Raw genomic sequence first — 15,928 nt, 5'->3', positions numbered from 1 at the left:
ATCGTGGACTATCTGTGGACGAGTTCCGACCCACCGCGCTGCGGGGTAGCGCTGACCTGTGCATACGCCAGGGACCGAAGCGGCCTCCGGAGCCGTGTGCGCAGGTTCGAATCCTGCCGGGGGCACCTCGAAAGGTGCCAGCAGACCCCGACATCAGCCGCAACGCTGGATGCGGGGTCTTCGCGTATACGCGGCCGGACGCCGCCGAAATCAGCCTCATGACAGTGATCACGCAATGACCACGTAATGATCTTGAAGGCCAAATACACAGGCCACATGCACTTTGAGCGCCGTCTCCTTCTTCAGCTGCCGTCGGCCGGATCGCTCCAGATCACCGAAGAACTGGACGGCAACCAGACAGCAGGTGAGTCTCGGTCGAGAATCGGAGGCTCTTCGTGGATGGGCAGAGACTCGCCGTCTATGACGCACCCGAGAGACACCTGCACGTAACGCAGGTAGTTGCGCACATCGCGGATCAGCCGTTCAGGACGCTGGCCTCCTGCCCCGCGCCAGCCTGCGTCGTAGACGAGACGTACCAATGCTCGATACCGCTCACGCATCTCGGCGTCCGTGATCGAGAATAGCTCGGTGAACATCGCACGCCGGACAGATTCCACCGCGTCAGCGCATCGCACCCGCGCATGTTCACTCAGCCTGGGATTTTCAAGAGCTACGTCTGGCAGTGAGGGCAACCAGGCATAGAGATCGGCCAAGCGTTCAAGAAGCTGCTTGGCTGCCGCCGCCGAGTTCTCCCGCTCCCTCTCGGCCCGCGCCAGTTGAACGCTGGCGGCATGCTGGTCAGCTGCAAGTTGAGTCTGTGCGTTGATCGTCTTGGCAGTCTGCCAGCGAGCAACAAATACCGTGATGGCGCCGCCGACGACGGTCCCCAGTAAGGCGCTGAGCGCTTGGCTTATGAGATCAGTCCAGTTCGGCACACACGACATGATCCGCAGGTCGGCCTACCCTCAGCAACGGGCGTTCCCGCCACCTCCGGAAGGTCCGGCGCCTGCCGTCTCAGCATGACGAAAGCCCCGGATCGCTCCGGGGCTCTCGACCCGCGCCTCGCCGTCGTCGCGCTGCTTCAGGCCGCCGGTCGTGCTCTCGGCGTCGATCGGTCCACGCCCGGATCGAGCTTCAGGAGACGCGTCCGACAGCGGGGGCCGTGCGAATGATGTCGGCAAGGAAGTCGAAAACCTTCACACGTTCGATTTGCCCACGCCGTTCGGCCCCACCAGCACGGTCAGCGGACCGAGCGGGATGGTCACGTCGCGCAGGCTTCGGAAGTTCTCGACGTGGAGTTCGAGGAGACGGCTGGGCATGGGATGAACCTATCCGGTACGCGGTCGCGGCAAAGACAGATCCCGCAACAGATCAGCCTTCGCCGCACATGATCGTCGGCCGACACCAAGGAGGCGATACGCACGACGGCACGTTTGCTGGTGGTCGCCCTGCCACACTGCGCGGCAGCCTGGTCACCGTTATCAAGATCTGGCCGGGGACGTGGGCAAGACGTGTTCTCACCCCCACGCGCGGCGGCAGTCGCGCTGCGTTCGCCGGGTCTGTCAGTGGTGCGCCGTACCGTTTTCTTCCTGGCCGGCGATGTTCCTGGCGGCGACGCCGGCTGCGGAGGCGGAACGTCGCGTCATTGCGCTCTCGGTGGGAGGTCGGTGTGGTCTGCAAGCGATCGGTCGCTCTGCGCAAGCGGAGTGTGACGCGTAAGCGGCGGGGCGTCCTGTCAAGCCCCGCGGCGGGGATTTCCGTCCCGCTGTACGTGTCGGGAAGAATGCCGGGACGATGACGTCACCAGCTTCCGGTCCGCGCGGCAGCGAGCACGCGCCGTTCATCCATCTGACCGTGCCGAACGCGGCTTTGTACCGTCAGGTGATGTGTGCGTTCCTCGCGGCGAAGGAGCGGTTCGCGGTGCATCTGCGGCCCGAGGACGTGCACGCCGCGCTGCCGCCGGAGCACCGGCCGACGGATCCGGACGCGGTGGTGAAGGCCCTGGACAGCCTCGTGGAGTGGGGCAATCTGCGGGCGGATCCGGACACCTCCCGGGTCACCGCGGTCGAGGACTTCTACCGCAAGCGGTTCATCTACCAGCTCACGCAGGCCGGGGAAGCCGCCGAGCAGGCGTTGTCGGTGTACGACGAGGCGCTGGGGCGGCGCGGTGCGCTACAGGCGGTGGCGCTGCACGACATCGTCACGCAGCTCCGGGCCCTTCTGGTGATCGCGGCTGAGCGGGAGGAGGGCGGGCCGGACGCGGCGAAGGCGCATCTGGCACTGTCGGCGCTGACGGGCCGGTTCGAGGCGCTGGCGGAGAACGCGCGGGCGTTCATGGGGTCGCTGCAGCGCACCATGGATCTGCACGGTGTGGAGGTCGAGGTGTTCCTCGCCTACAAGGACCGGCTGATCCAGTACCTGGAGCGGTTCATCCAGGACCTGATCACGCTGGGCGGGCGGATCGCGGTGCTCATCGGCGAGCTGGAGCAGGACGGGCGGGCCGGTGCGCTGCTGCGGCTGGCGGCGGCCCGTGAGGCGGCCGACGCCGCGCCCGAGGATGCCGAAAGCGCCGAGGAGCAGGCGTATGAGCGGTGGGCGGCGAAGTGGTCGGGGCTCACCGCCTGGTTCGTCTCCGCGGACGGCCGTGAGTCACAGGCCCGGCTGCTGCGCGGGCGGGCCCTCGGGGCGATCCCGCAACTCCTCGCGGTTGTCAGACAGTTGAACGAGCGTCGGGCCGGGCGTTCGGACCGGTCCGCGGACTTCCGTACCCTGGCCCGCTGGTTCGCCGAGGCCCCGGACGACGAGGCGCGGCACCGGCTGTGGCGCGCCGCCTTCGGTCTGTACTCCGCGCGTCATCTGACCGTGGACGCCGATACCCTGGCCGAGCGCACGGCCCGCCCGGTGCCCGCGTCCACGTCGTGGGCCGAGGCCGAGCCGCTGCGGATCAGCCCGCAACTGCGCCGTACCGGAAGCTACGAACGCCGCGGGCGGGCCCGCCGGGTGCAGGACCGCTCCGAGCAGCGACACCGGCTCGCCGAGATCGCCGCCAGGCAGGCGGAGGAGATCGCCGCCGCCCGTGCCCGGCTCGCGACGGACGACACCATACGGTTGTCCGCGGTGGGAGAACTGGACCCGGTGGCCTTCGGGCTGTTCTTGCAGCTGCTCGGCGATGCCCTGGCCACGTGGCGCCCCGGTATGACGAACACGGTGGCGACCAGCAACGACGGCTCGATGGAGATCCGGCTGACGGCCCTCGCCGACGGGACGACGGCCGAGATCCGTACGCCGGGCGGGACCTTCCGCGGCCCCGACCACCTGATCGAGATCACCGACCTCACCCGGCCCGGCCGCGCGGGACGGCCGCGCACCGGCCGAGACGATTGAGGGGGAACCATGACCACGCCCCTGGGCGAGGTGCTGGACGGCCGGCGAACGGCCGAGGTGCACAAGGCGGCCCGGACGCTGTTGAAGGAGCCGCTGCTGCTGGCGCAGGGCCCGCACGCGGACGAGTTCCGGCTGGTGCGGCAGCACGCCTCGGAACTGCGCGACTGGTTCGACCGCAACACCGGCTGGTCGCTGCGGGTGGACGCGGAGGCCGCCCGGCTGGCCCGGACGCCCGGCACCTTGGCCGATCCCACCCATCCGGCGCGCGAGGCGTCCCGTGGCCGCGCCGCGTTCACGCGCCGCCGGTATGTGCTGCTGTGTCTGGCGCTGGCCGCGCTGGAGCGGGGTGAGGCGCAGATCGCCCTGGGCCGCCTGGCCGAGCAGGTGGTGCTGGACGCCGCCGATCCCCACCTGGCCGCCGCCGGGGTGGAGTTCACCATGGAGCGCCGCGACGAACGCCTGGATCTGGCGGCGGTGGTGCGGCTGCTGCTGCGCCATGGGGTGCTGCGGCGGGTGGCCGGCGAGGAAGAGGCATACGTCAGCGGTAGCGGCGACGTGCTCTACGACGTGCAGCGGCGCGTCCTGGCCGGGCTGCTGGCCGCCCGCCGGGGCCCGTCGACGATCATCACCGAGGACTTCGAGGACCGACTGGCCGAGCTGACCGCCGAGAGCGCGCTGGACAGCGACGAGCTCCGTTTCCGCGCGATCCGCCAGCGGCTGACCCGGAAGCTGCTGGACGACCCGGTGCTGTACTACGAGGAGCTGACCGACGAGGAACTCGTCTACCTGACCCGCCAGCGCGCCTTCCTCACCGCCCGCATCACGGAACTGACCGGCCTGGTCGCCGAGGTGCGGGCCGAGGGCATCGCCATGGTCGACCCGTACGACGATCTGACCGACGTACGCATGCCGGAGCAGGGCACCCACGGGCACGTCACCCTGCTGCTCGCCGAACACCTGGCGGCCATGGACGGCGAGGTGAGCCGCGCCGACCTCGAACGCAAGGTTCAGGAGCTGGCCGCCGAACACGGTGCGTTCTGGTCGAAGAGTGCCAAGCAGCCCGGCGCGGAGGCGGAGCTGGTCGGCCAGGCGCTGGAGAGGCTCACCGCGCTCGGCCTGGCCGCCGCCGCCCCGAAGGGCATCGTCCCGCTGCCCGCGCTCGCGCGGTACGCGGTCGGCGAGACCGTCGTGGCGGAACCGGGACAGGTGTCCTCCCGCACACCCCGTGCTCCTCGCACGCCCCGCACACCCAAGCGAAAGGCACCGCAGTCGTGACCGCCCTGCCCGACCCGACACCCGGCCGGTGGCAACCGCTGCGCATCGGCCTGGTCGACCTCTTCCACTACGACACGGAGGAGTTCTGGTTCCGTGACGGCCGCCTGCTGCTGCGCGGCAACAACGGCACCGGCAAGTCCAAGGTGCTCGCCCTGACCCTGCCCTTCCTCCTGGACGGCGACCTGTCCGCCCGTCGGGTGGAACCCGACGCCGACCCGGGCAAGCGCATGGAGTGGAACCTGCTGCTCGGCGGCCGGCACCCGCACCCGGAGCGGCTCGGCTACACCTGGATCGAATTCGGCCGCCGTGACCAGGAATCGGGCCGGGCCCACTTCCGCACGCTGCTGTGCGGGCTGAAAGCGGTAACGGGCCGCGGCATCGCCCGCCACTGGTACGCGGTCACCGACCAGCGCGTCGGCGAGGAGCTGAGCTTGCTCGACGCCACCGGCACCGCGCTGTCGCGGGATCGCCTGGCCGAGGCCGTCGCCGGACGCGGTATGGTCCACGACCAGGCGAAGGCGTACCGCAGGGCGGTTGACGAGGCGCTGTTCGGGCTCGGCGAGCGGCGCTACGCCGCCCTGGTCGACCTGCTCATCCAGCTGCGCCAGCCCCAGCTGTCCAAGCGCCCCAATGAGACGGCGCTGTCCCGCGCGCTGACCGAGGCGCTGCCGCCCATGGACCAGGCGGTGATCGCCGATGTGGCCGAGGCGTTCCGCTCCCTGGACGAGGAGAAGGAGGAACTGCGGGCGGCCGGTGAGGCCGAACGGGCCGCTTCCGCCTTCCTCGACCACTACCGCCGCTACGCCCGCGTGGCTACCCGCCGACGGGCCCGGCTGCCGCGCAGCGAACACGCCCGCTACGAACAGCTGCACCGCGACCTGTCCCAGGCGCGGACCGAGCGGGAGGATGCCGAGGGGCAACGGGCGGAGGCCGCGGAGCGGATCGCCCAGCTGGAGGAGACGGCCGTGCGGCTGACGGCCCAGGATGCCGCGCTGCGCGCGGGTCCGGAGATGCGCAGCGCCCGGGAGCTGGAGCAGGCGGCGGCCGATGCGCGGCGCACCGCCGACGAACGGGCCCGAGCGGAAACGGACCGGGACCAGGCCGCCCAGGTGAACTCTCGCGCCCTCGACCGCCTGACGGGCGCCGAAGGACGGCTGGCAGCGGCCGAGCAGCGGGTCGAGAGCACACTGCGCCAGGCAGGGGAGACGGCCCGGGCGGCCCGGATCGACGACGTGCTGGGGCCCCACGACGCGGTCCCGGAGGCAGAACTGCGCCACGCGGCCGAGGAGTCGGTGGCACGCCGGAGGCGCACCCTCGACCACGTGGAGGAGCTGGCCGCGGGGGCCGAGCAGGCCGCCGGCGAACGGCGGGCCGCCGCTCGCCGGCTGGACGAGGCCCAGACCGAGGCCGCCCACACCGCCGAACGCCAGGCCCAGGCGGAGGCATCCGCCACACAGGCTGGCCAGGACCTGGTGGGTGCCGTACGCGAACACCTCGACCAGTGCACGGAACTGGACCTTCCCGACCCGGCGGGGCTCCTGGACGCTCTGCACGACTGGGGCACGCATCTGCACGGCCCCAGCCCCGCCCGGGAGCAGGCCGCGGCAGCCCACCGCGGGCAGGCCGCGGACCTGGCCGACCAGGCCGCCGCACTCGGCCAGCGGCTGGCCGAACTGGCCGAGCGGTGCACCGCGGCGAAAAGGGAGCTGGCGGAGCTGGAGGCCGGTGGCCAGCGCGGACCGGAGGCACCCCGCACCCGTACCCCGGGCCTGCGCGACCGGACTCCCGGTGCGCCTCTGTGGAGGCTGGTCGACTTCCACGACCACGTCACTCCGGACGAACGGGCGGGGCTGGAGGCCGCGTTGGAGGCGTCCGGGCTCCTGGACGCGTGGGTGTGTCCGGACGGCACCATGCTGGAGGCGGGCGGGCACGACGTGCTGCTGTCCCCGCTGCCTTCGCATGCGTCGCGGGCCGGCTCCGTGCTCGCCGACGCGCTGCGGCCCGCCGTCGACCACGGCGATCCCCGGGCCACGCAGGTCGGTGAACCGGCCGTGTCCGCCCTCCTGGCGGCCATCGGTCTCGGGGATACCGGTGCGCCCGGCACATGGGTGGCGGCGGACGGTCACTTCCGCATCGGCGCGCTGACCGGCAGCTGGTCGAAGGAAGCGGCCGTGTACGTGGGTGAAGGCGCTCGCGAGGAAGCACGCCGCGCCCGGATCGCCACCCTGCGCGGCGAACTGGACGCCCTGGCCGCCGACACGGCACGCCATGAAGCCGAACGCGCCACGGTGGCCGCACGCCGGCGCACCCTGGACGCCGAACTGGCCGCTGTCCCCGACGACGCCCCCCTGCGCCACGCCCACGCGGTGGCCGCCGCAGCGGCGGACGCCGCCCACCGGTCCCACACCCGCCAGGAGGAACGCGCGGCCGAACTCACCGAGGCGGCCCGCCGCGAGGCCGAAGCGGCCACCGCACTGACCGAGACGGCCGACGCCGTGAACCTGCCCGCCGATCGACCGGCTCTCACGGCCGTCCGCCAGGCCCTGGCCGACCATACGGCCGCCCTCGCCGCCCTGTGGCCGGCCCTGCGCGACCGGGTCGAGGCGCGACGCAGTGTCGCCGACGAGCAGGCGGAAGCCGGCCGGACCGGGGAGCGGGTGGCCGAACTGGACCAGCGTATGGCCGAGGCGGCCCGGCTCGCCGCCGCCGCGGACGAACACCACACCACTCTCCGCTCGACCGTCGGCGCGGCCGTCGCCGAACTGGAGCACCGTCTGGCCGAAACCGCGGGTGCTCTCGAGCGTTGCGAGCGGGACCAGAAGCAGGCCCGTCACGAGTACTCCGCCGCAGACCGCCGCGCTGGTCGTGCCGAGGGCCGTATCGAGCAGCTGGACAAGGACGTCCATGAAGCGGCGGCCACACGCGCCGAGGCCATCGCCGCGCTCCAGCGGTTCACGGCCACCGGTCTGCTGACCGTCGCCCTGCCTGAGGCTCCCGTACCGCCGCTGGACGGCGGATCCTGGGCCGCCACCCCGGCGATCGCCCTCGCCCGGGCGATCGAGGCGGCACTGTCCGGTACGGACGACTCCGAGGGCGCCTGGGAACGCGTGCAGAAGCGGCTCAGCGAGGAGTACAAGAAGCTCCAGGACGTCCTCTCCCGGGGCGGCCACAGCGCCACGGCGCGCATGACCGAGGACGGGATGATCGTCGACCTCGTCTACCAGGGCCACGGGCGGGCCGTGCCCGAACTGGCCGAGGCCCTGGCCACCGAGGTCCAGGAGCTGACCCGCATATTGTCGGCGCACGAACGCGAAATCCTGGAAACCCACCTGCTGACCGAGGTCGCCGGCACCCTGCAGGAGCTGATCAACACTGCTGAGCGCCAGGTACACGCCATGAACACCGAACTTGAGCAGCGGCCCACCTCCACCGGCATGAAGCTGCGCCTGATGTGGCGTCCCTCCCGGAAGGCACCGGTCGGACTGGCACAGGCGCGGGCGCGGCTGCGCCAGTCCGCCGACGCCTGGGCGGCCGAGGACCGGGCGGCGGTCGGCGAGTTCCTGCAAGCCCAGATCGCCCGCGCGCAGGCCGAGAACGCCACAGGCAGCTGGCTGGAAGTGCTCACCACCGCGCTCGACTACCGCGCCTGGCACGAATTCGGCATCGAACGCCACCAGCACGGCGCCTGGGTGCCCGCCACCGGGCCTGCCTCCGGCGGCGAACGCGTCCTGGCCGTCTCCGTACCCCTGTTCGCCGCCGCCTCCGCTCACTACGCCACCGCCGCTCCACACGCCCCGCGCCTGGTCACCCTGGACGAAGCCTTCGCCGGCGTCGACGACGACTCCCGCGCCAAGTGCCTGGGCCTGCTCCACGCCTTCGACCTGGACGTGGTGATGACCAGCGAGCGTGAATGGGCCTGCTACCCGCAAGTACCCGGCATCGCCATCGCGCAGCTCTCCCGCGTCGACGACATCGCCGCGGTCCTGGTGACCCGCTGGCAGTGGGACGGCGCCGAGCGGGCACGGGCCCCCGAACCCGACCGCCGCATGGCGACGGTCCCCGCACCGGCACACTCCCCCGGGGAGCCTGGGTCCACCCCCACCGAGAATCCCGCACCCGGCCAGGACGCCCTGTGGGCCTGAGAAGTGACCCAGGACCGACCGTGGAGAGGAAAGGGCCGCCCATGGCGAGAAAAGGGGAAGACACTCACATGAGCACACCCGACGCCCCCATCGGGCGCGTCGACCACAACCGCCTCACCCGTCTCCTCGGCGATCCGGGCTGTGCCTGGCTGCTGGACCGGATACGCCGCCGCATGGAACGCGCCGAGCCACTCACCGGCCCGGTCATCCTGGCCGCGCCCACCGACGGCGAACGGGCCGCCGCCGAGCGCCTGCTGGGCCGAACCCCCGGTGGCGGGCGCTCGCTGAGCATCCGGCTCGACGCCGTCGACACCATCCTGCGCCGCTCCGGCGTCAGCCCCGACGGCCTCGCCACCGCCATCATCGCCCTCACCGGACCCGTCACCCTCCTCAGCGACGCACGCCAGCGGGAGGCGGACGCCTGGCACGACGCGTACACCCCGCTCACCGGCCTGTGCTCCGAGCGGCCCGAACTGACCGACTGGGGCGAGCACATACGTGTGAGCGGCCTCGTCCGCCGCCTCGCCCGCACCCCGGAGACCGCCCGGGCCCTTCTCGCCTCCACCGCGACGGCGCTGCGGAGCCTGCCCACGGATCCGGCCGTCTCCCTCCCGGCCTTCGCCGCCCGCACTCTCGGCGATGCCCACGCCCTCGACGACGGCGCCCCGCTCGCCACCCTCGTCCACTCCGGCATCCGCGCCCTGACCGGCTTCCCCGACGGCACCGGAGCCGAGTGGCGCCGCGAAGCATGGGCCTCCGCGGGCCTCCTCAAAGACGCCCTGTCCTCCACCGTCCTGACCCTGGGCCTACGCGGCACACCCGCGCTGGACTGGGCCACCGGCACCGGGGAACCCGCCGTGCTCACCCTGCGCCAGCTCACCCGCACCCCTCCCCGCGAGGCGCCCCCCGCGGTGCACATCTGCGAGAACCCGACCGTGCTCGCCACCGCGGCCGACACCTACGGCCCGGCCTGCCCACCCCTGATCTGTCTCCAGGGCCAGCCCTCGGCCGCCGCCCTCACCCTGCTGCGCCACCTGCACTCCCACCGGGCAAAGCTGCTCTACCACGGCGACTTCGACTGGGGCGGCATACGCATCGCCGCCGCCTTGCTGCAGCGCGTGCCCTGGCGCCCCTGGCGCTACACCACCGTCGACTACCGCGCCGCCGCCGGCAGAAGCCCCATGGCACCATCCCTGACGGGCACGCCTGCCTCCGCTCCCTGGGACCCGGACCTGCGGGCCGCCCTCGGCGAACTCGGCGTACGCGTCGAGGAGGAAACCGTCCTCGACGATCTCCTGGCCGACCTCGCGCCCTGACAACTCACGGGAACACGGGGAGTATGCGTAGCAGCGTAAGGAGCATGTCCGAGCCCGCCCAGAAGTGCTCGATCACGATGCCACGGGACATCGCCGAAGCCGCTCGCGCTCGCAGCGGGCCGTCCGGCCTGTCCGCATACGTCGCCGCGGCCGTGGCCCGCCAGATCGAGCGCGACAACCTCAACGAGCTCATCACGGTCGCCGAGGCCGAACACGGACCGATCACCGACGAGGAGGTCCAAGCGCTCCGGGACCAACTCCAGCAGGCCCGTAAGCAGCAGACACCCGACGGAGCGGACGCGGCGTGATGCGATCACCCGCTGCCGTACCCGGACCCGCCACAGTGCTCACCTCCGACCCCGAGGACAGCACGGCACTGTGCGGCGGACACGTCACCGTCATCAAGATCTGACGGCGCGCATACGTCGGACTCCTCGCCGAGTACGCCGCCGCGCTCAGCGAACCGTACTGACCACGGCCGTGGACAACTGGGTGCTGAGCCGGGACGAGGATGAATTCGCCGCCCGCTTCACCGCCACGGTGGGAGGCGATGGCGGCACCGTGGCGGACGCCGCCGTACGACGGGCCGCCTCGGCGTCCGCCCGTCGCCTCCTTTAACGGGTGTACGGCCTGATGCCCGCTCAGACCTGCTCGGCCAGCAACCATGGTGCGGGGCAGTCAGCGCTTCGTGGGGTACCCCAGAATCAACCGTCCAGCTGTCCCTGTCACGTCTGCGTCACAGCGCGGCGATTCTCGATTGCGCTGATTTCGCGGAGTTGTAAGGATAGCTCCGTAGTTGGCGCAGGCAGGCGCAACTGTTGGAGGGGAAGTTCAACGGCCGGGGAAGCGGCGTTCGACTCGTTCAAGGCGCGGTCGGATGAGATCTGGTCATCGTTCCAGAGTTCGCTGTCGGGGAGTTCGGATGGGTCAGTCGGGGTTGGCCTCGGCGTGGTCCAGGGTGACCAGGAGCAGGGTGACAACGCGCGTCGCGGATGTCGGCAGCGAATAGCGGCGCACTCCGGTGGCCGCTGAGCGACGGGACGGCGCGGCACACGCTGTCACGGGCGAAGGCTACGGTGGACGAGATCGGTTGACCCGCCCTCGGGGTGCGGGGGAACAGGGGCAGGGGCATGGCGAGGTGGGACCTGAGACCGCAGGGTTCTTCGGGTGTCCCGAAGACGGCGGATGAGTTCGCGAGGAAGATCGAGAAGCACGCGAAGTCGTACGGGGGGCATCTGCGGTCGGCGGCGCGCGCGGACACGATCAGTGCCGAGGGCAACAGCGGCGGCAGTAAGGGCGCTCAGAAGGCCGCGGGCGGACTGGGCGCGCTGGCGTTGTCGCAGTTCGCAGAGCAGGTGTCCACGGATCTGAAGTTCAACGCCGCGAGTGCTGTGAAGTCGTTGAAGGGTGCGATGGACGCGACGACAGCGTACCTGGACGGGGATCTCCAACTGGCGGCGAACGCACAGCACAAGGCTCTTGGTGTACCGGATCTGGACTTGAAGAAACCGGGGGTGCAGACCAAGTGATCAAGCCGGAGGAGATCCCCCAGTACACCGGCAACCTGGAACTGCTGGAGAAGGCTCACGGCGACCTGACGAAGGACGCCGGGCACATCCGCGACACCGGCGCGGATGTGCACACCCACTTCCAGGGCCTGTCCGCCTACTACAAGGCCCCTGAGGCCGAACGGCTCTTCGCGACCACCAAACCGGTCAAGGACCGCGCCGACACCTTCGCCGACGACCTGGGCAAAGTCTCCTCCGCCCTCTCGGAATACGCGACCGAGATCCGCCCCCTGGTCACCAAACTCACCCAGCTCAAAGCCGACGCCACCACCTTCGTCAACGACAACAAGGATGACGACGACTGGGAGTACGACGGCGACAAGGTCGACGAGCACAACCAGCTCCGCGACGACATCACCGCCGCCGTCGCAGCCTTCTGGGCAGCCGAGCGCACCTGCCACAACAAGATCACCGCCCTGTTCGGCGGCACCCAGATGGTCGCCGGCGACGGATCGAAAGCCAAGAACCAGTACGGCTTCGCGGCCGACGACCTGAAGAACGCCAAACTCCCCTGGGGCGACCCGGTCGAGGAAAAACACCACGCCTGGGAAGTCGGCCACTGGGTCAAATCCTTCGTCTGGGACGGCGTCATCGTCGACGGCGTCTGGGGCACCATCAAGGGCCTGGGCACCCTCGTCGGCGTCGACGGCTGGGACGCGGCAGGCAAAGCCTGGAAAGGCCTGGCCCAACTCGGCACCGGCCTGGCCATCAGCGCCATCCCCGGCGCCAGAGAAGCCTTCTGGGGCCTGCCCGACGACAAGCTCCCCTCCTGGCTCCGCGACTCCCGCAACACCATGAAACAGACCGGCAAAGCCCTCGTCGCCTGGGACGAATGGGGCAAGAACCCCGGCCGGGCCGCCGGAGCCGTCACCTTCAACGTCGTCACCACCGTCTTCACCGGCGGCGCAGGCGGCGCCGCCTCCGGCGCCGGCAAAGCCGGAGCCGTCGCCAAGGTCCTCTCCGCCACCGGAAAAGTCGGCCGCGTCATCGACCCCATGACCTACGTCGCCAAGGGCGCCGGAGCAGGACTCTCCAAGATCGGCGACATCGCCAAGGGCCTCAAGGGCATCCAAGCGATCGAGATCCCCAAACTCCCCGACGGCACGATCAAACTCCCCGAAGGCACCGTCAGACTCCCCGACGGCACCATCGACCTCCCCGAGGGAGCCGCCATCCCCGAGGGCGCGGCCAAGCTCCCCGACGGCACCGTCAAACTGCCCGACGACGTCCCCGCACTCCCCGAGGACGCCACAAAACTGCCGACCGGTCCGGGCGAGCCCGCCCGGTACTACGACGGCGACGGCAACCTCCTCGACGAGAAGGGCAACGTCCTCCAGAAAGTCGAGAAAGCCCCCACGGGCGCGGTGGACAAGACCACTCACCCCACCACCGGAGCCGACACCCCCCGGGTGGACGCCCCCGTCAAGGAACCTGCCCTGGTCGGCGCGGGCACCCACACTGCCGGCAACGCAGGCAACGTCATCCGCCTCGGTGACAGCCTCGACCACAACCTCGACGACATCGGCCGCACCGGCGACGGCCTCCCCGGCGGCGGGGCAGGCGACCACCTCTCCGGCGGACACGCCGACGACCTCGGCCACAGCCCATCCGCCAGCCACGAACCCCCCGCCCGCGGTGAGCACGGGGACGGCCCGGGAAGCGGCGGTCATGAAGTACCAGCCACCGGTGACCGCACCCCAGGGGGCGCCGGGGACGATCACATTCCGGGCAGCTCCGGAGCCGATGTCCCGACTCCGCCCCATGGAGGTGACCTCGGCAGCCCCGGGGCGGCCCTGCCCGAGGGCCCGGAGGGCAATCTGCCTGACGGCGCCTGGGCAGGCGAGAACGGTCTGCGCCTGGACCGTGAGGCAAATGCCGCCGCGGACGACTTCATGCGCAGATCCACGGAGGCGGAACCGCGGATCACCGAGTCGATGCAGGACATCGCGGGCAGGGTCGACGACGGCAAGCTGACCGGCCTCGAGTATCGCCTCAAGGGCGAGGACTCCCTCAAGCGCAAGCTCGCCACGGACATGCTCGAAGACATCGGCGTGGACCACGGCGCGGTACTCGGCGGCATCAAGGACTCCATCCGCTACACGATGGAGGTCCCCAGCAACAGCTACACCCACGGTGTCCAGCAGGCGATCAACGACCTTCGGGCAAAAGGGTTCGAGAACGTCACGTTCAAGAACACCTGGGACTCCGCAGGCTACAAGGGCATCAACTCGACCTGGCGAGACACGGTCAGTGGCCAGGTCTTCGAGCTTCAGTTCCACACGGCGGACAGCTTCGCGGCCAAGATGGACGGTCACGCCCTGTACGAGAAGGAGCGTCTACCCGGCGTCTCCCCGGAGGAACTCACCGCGATCAGGGCCGAGCAGGCGGAGCTGTTCGGCAGGGTGCCGGTACCGCGCGACGCGGGCGTCATCAGGATCGGCGCGCACGGCACCGACGACGTGACACCCGCGCTCGGCAAGGACCTCGACTCGACGGCCCACGACCTCGGGTCGGTGGGTGACGATCTCGGAGATGTGGGCGACGACGCGGCAGACACCGCAGACGACGCTGCGGACGGCACTCGAAACGATGAGCACGACACCGATGTTCCTGGCATGCCTCGCGAGGGCGGTCCGACCGGTGGCCCCGGCGGCGCCTACTGGGTAACCGAACCCTCGGAGTTCGCCGGGCGCGTCTACGACGAGATCCGGGCGACGCCCAACCGAGAGGATCTACCCAGAATCGCCCAGAATACGGGCATCGACGAGTCCGTACTCCGGCAAGTCAAGACTCACCTGTTCCGGGCGCAGCACGATGTGACGACCGGCCCCAACCAGGTTCGCCACGGCCTGTTCGAACCGGCCGACGACATCGCCGAGCTGTGGCCCAAGGCACAGCGGGGCGGCCTTTCAGAAGCGGAAATGTTGCGTTTCCGGTCACTGATGGCACACGAGTACGTGGAGAGCCGGCTCATGAAGGCGGGACTGCCGTACACCCAGCCGCACCCCCACCTCTGGGAAGTGGACCCGGCGGATGGAAAGTATTATAAAAACTTCCCGGACAAACCTCGGGATGCCGGAGCACACGACCTGGCTCCGAACGAGCGGAAGGGCGGCTTCAAGCACTGGGGCGCTCTGGGGCTCAGGGAACCCGATGTCATGCTTCGGGAAGACATGTCCAACATTGACGACGTAGTGAAGGCTGTCGCGCAGGAGCTGCGTTCGAAGGGGCTGAACCTGAAGTGACCGCAGAGGAACCGCGCATCGTCCTTGATCGGCTGCGCGCCATTACCTGGGACGACGACTTCGCCACGTCACTCCGTCACGCCCGCTCCCGCGCCCTGCTGATGCGGGAGTATCTGCGACGGGCGGCCCAGTGGGCGCGGGCGTATGACGCCGAAGCCGCCTGGCCTTTCTTCGACCTTGCCGAGTACGTAGATCCGTCCGTCGAACTGGACCCCGAGATCTCCGCCGATCTCGAGGAATTCATCCGGCTGAACGTGGGCACGCCATCGATCCAGGCCACCTGCCGCGGCGTGGTGCACTGGGCCGCGGTCCGCGCCGAGAGCAAGGCCACGCTGCCGGACATCCCGGAAATGTACGAGCCGTTGTTGCTCCTGTTCGAGCGCGGTGGCGACTATGCGATCGGACAGTTCATCGATCTGCAAGGTGTGGCCATCCCTCAGGGGAATCTGGCGGAGAATCTCTCCGCCATGCCATTCCTCACCCTCGCGCCGACCACGCTCGACGCTCTCGACGGTAAAGGGCGAATCACGTACTACGCGAAGGTCAGCGAGGGTTATCCGCGCAGCAGTCCGCGGGGCATCGTACGGCGGCGCCTCATCGGCAGTGGCGACGAAAGGCATGACGAGGCTTTCACTCGCAACCTCCGCTGGGAGCCCACCGAATACTTGCGACTCTACGACTTGGGGCACAACGATGTCGACCATGTGGAGATCACCGAGCCAGAAGCCGCCGCATTCATTGAATCGGTAACGAAGAAACTCACCAGTGGCAACTGAGTTCTCATACAAGCTGCCCGCCAGGCCGGCACGGCTGCCCGAGGGTGACTTCCATACGGGTCGCTGCTTCCTTCCGGCCTGATTGGCCGGGGGGGCTTGTTCCACCACAGCGTCAGCCCAGGCCCGTACGGGCACCGTTGCGGGCCCTGAAAGGGGGGAGCTGACAGGTCCAAATGAGACGACGTCTAAGCCGCACCTGGCTGGAGCATCATCGGGAACCCG

11 protein-coding genes, 1 tRNA gene and 2 pseudogenes are annotated in these 15,928 nt (G+C 70.1%); 11 read left to right on the top strand and 3 right to left on the bottom strand.

Annotated features, from left to right (window positions below; genetic code table 11):
• Positions 1-66 precede the first annotated feature (66 nt).
• Positions 67-125 (top strand) — tRNA-Ser (locus tag ACZ59A_RS12310).
• A 177-nt stretch (positions 126-302) separates the two neighbouring features.
• Here ACZ59A_RS12310 and ACZ59A_RS12305 read toward each other — a convergent pair.
• On the bottom strand, positions 303-935 hold the full coding sequence (locus ACZ59A_RS12305; protein WP_470957007.1) for a hypothetical protein: 633 nt from the start codon (positions 933-935) through the stop codon (positions 303-305).
• Between the two features lie 226 nt (positions 936-1,161).
• Positions 1,162-1,319: pseudogene (locus ACZ59A_RS12300) on the bottom strand (AAA family ATPase); the annotation flags it as partial.
• A gap of 475 nt (positions 1,320-1,794) precedes the next feature.
• On the opposite strand from ACZ59A_RS12300, the gene ACZ59A_RS12295 reads away from it, so the two are divergent.
• The 7 genes and pseudogenes from ACZ59A_RS12295 to ACZ59A_RS12265 all read left to right on the top strand — a co-directional run bounded on the left by ACZ59A_RS12295 (position 1,795) and on the right by ACZ59A_RS12265 (position 10,735).
• Positions 1,795-3,384 carry a TIGR02677 family protein gene (locus ACZ59A_RS12295; RefSeq protein WP_470957004.1) on the top strand — a complete coding sequence of 530 codons (1,590 nt, stop codon included), beginning with the start codon at positions 1,795-1,797 and terminating at the stop codon, positions 3,382-3,384.
• A 9-nt stretch (positions 3,385-3,393) separates the two neighbouring features.
• A complete protein-coding gene (locus ACZ59A_RS12290) occupies positions 3,394-4,659 on the top strand; it encodes a TIGR02678 family protein (RefSeq protein WP_470957001.1) in 1,266 nt (421 codons plus the stop codon).
• The gene (locus tag ACZ59A_RS12285) at positions 4,656-8,801 is read left to right on the top strand and encodes a TIGR02680 family protein (RefSeq protein ID WP_470956998.1); all 4,146 of its coding nucleotides are present in this window, start codon (positions 4,656-4,658) and stop codon (positions 8,799-8,801) included. Before ACZ59A_RS12290 ends, ACZ59A_RS12285 begins: the two co-directional genes overlap by 4 nt.
• 68 nt (positions 8,802-8,869) lie before the next feature.
• Complete coding sequence (locus tag ACZ59A_RS12280) at positions 8,870-10,117, top strand: TIGR02679 family protein (protein ID WP_470956996.1); 1,248 nt, start codon at positions 8,870-8,872, stop codon at positions 10,115-10,117.
• A gap of 44 nt (positions 10,118-10,161) precedes the next feature.
• Entirely contained in the window at positions 10,162-10,425 is a 264-nt protein-coding gene (locus tag ACZ59A_RS12275) for a CopG family transcriptional regulator (protein WP_470956993.1), read from the top strand.
• A gap of 14 nt (positions 10,426-10,439) precedes the next feature.
• Positions 10,440-10,529, top strand: a pseudogene (locus ACZ59A_RS12270) (DNA-binding protein); the annotation flags it as partial.
• A gap of 68 nt (positions 10,530-10,597) precedes the next feature.
• On the top strand, positions 10,598-10,735 hold the full coding sequence (locus ACZ59A_RS12265) for a hypothetical protein (RefSeq protein WP_470956991.1): 138 nt from the start codon (positions 10,598-10,600) through the stop codon (positions 10,733-10,735).
• A gap of 309 nt (positions 10,736-11,044) precedes the next feature.
• Here the strand turns inward: ACZ59A_RS12265 and ACZ59A_RS12260 are convergent, their stop codons facing one another.
• Positions 11,045-11,179: a hypothetical protein gene (locus ACZ59A_RS12260; RefSeq protein WP_470956988.1), complete on the bottom strand. Its 135-nt coding sequence runs from the start codon at positions 11,177-11,179 to the stop codon at positions 11,045-11,047.
• Between the two features lie 68 nt (positions 11,180-11,247).
• On the opposite strand from ACZ59A_RS12260, the gene ACZ59A_RS12255 reads away from it, so the two are divergent.
• From ACZ59A_RS12255 to ACZ59A_RS12245, 3 genes are read left to right on the top strand one after another with little or no spacing between them, the layout of a single operon-like run.
• Complete coding sequence (locus ACZ59A_RS12255) at positions 11,248-11,646, top strand: DUF6507 family protein (protein WP_470956987.1); 399 nt, start codon at positions 11,248-11,250, stop codon at positions 11,644-11,646.
• On the top strand, positions 11,643-14,930 hold the full coding sequence (locus ACZ59A_RS12250; RefSeq protein WP_470956984.1) for a hypothetical protein: 3,288 nt from the start codon (positions 11,643-11,645) through the stop codon (positions 14,928-14,930). Before ACZ59A_RS12255 ends, ACZ59A_RS12250 begins: the two co-directional genes overlap by 4 nt.
• Positions 14,927-15,706 (top strand): hypothetical protein, encoded by a 780-nt coding sequence (locus ACZ59A_RS12245; RefSeq protein WP_470956981.1) that lies wholly within the window; start codon positions 14,927-14,929, stop codon positions 15,704-15,706. The genes ACZ59A_RS12250 and ACZ59A_RS12245 overlap by 4 nt, the downstream gene beginning before the upstream one ends.
• The last annotated feature ends 222 nt before the right edge of the window (positions 15,707-15,928 follow it).

The organism is Streptomyces sp. NPDC040405 (assembly GCF_055595765.1).
This window is presented reverse-complemented; position numbering and strand designations above follow the sequence as displayed.

Excerpts from the sequence above, each read along its gene's own strand:
- ACZ59A_RS12295 (WP_470957004.1), top strand. The coding sequence starts at position 1,795 with ATGACGTCACCAGCTTCCGGTCCGCGCGGCAGCGAGCACGCGCCGTTC.
- ACZ59A_RS12290 (WP_470957001.1), top strand. The coding sequence starts at position 3,394 with ATGACCACGCCCCTGGGCGAGGTGCTGGACGGCCGGCGAACGGCCGAG.
- ACZ59A_RS12280 (WP_470956996.1), top strand. The coding sequence starts at position 8,870 with ATGAGCACACCCGACGCCCCCATCGGGCGCGTCGACCACAACCGCCTC.
- ACZ59A_RS12275 (WP_470956993.1), top strand. The coding sequence starts at position 10,162 with ATGTCCGAGCCCGCCCAGAAGTGCTCGATCACGATGCCACGGGACATC.
- ACZ59A_RS12255 (WP_470956987.1), top strand. The coding sequence starts at position 11,248 with ATGGCGAGGTGGGACCTGAGACCGCAGGGTTCTTCGGGTGTCCCGAAG.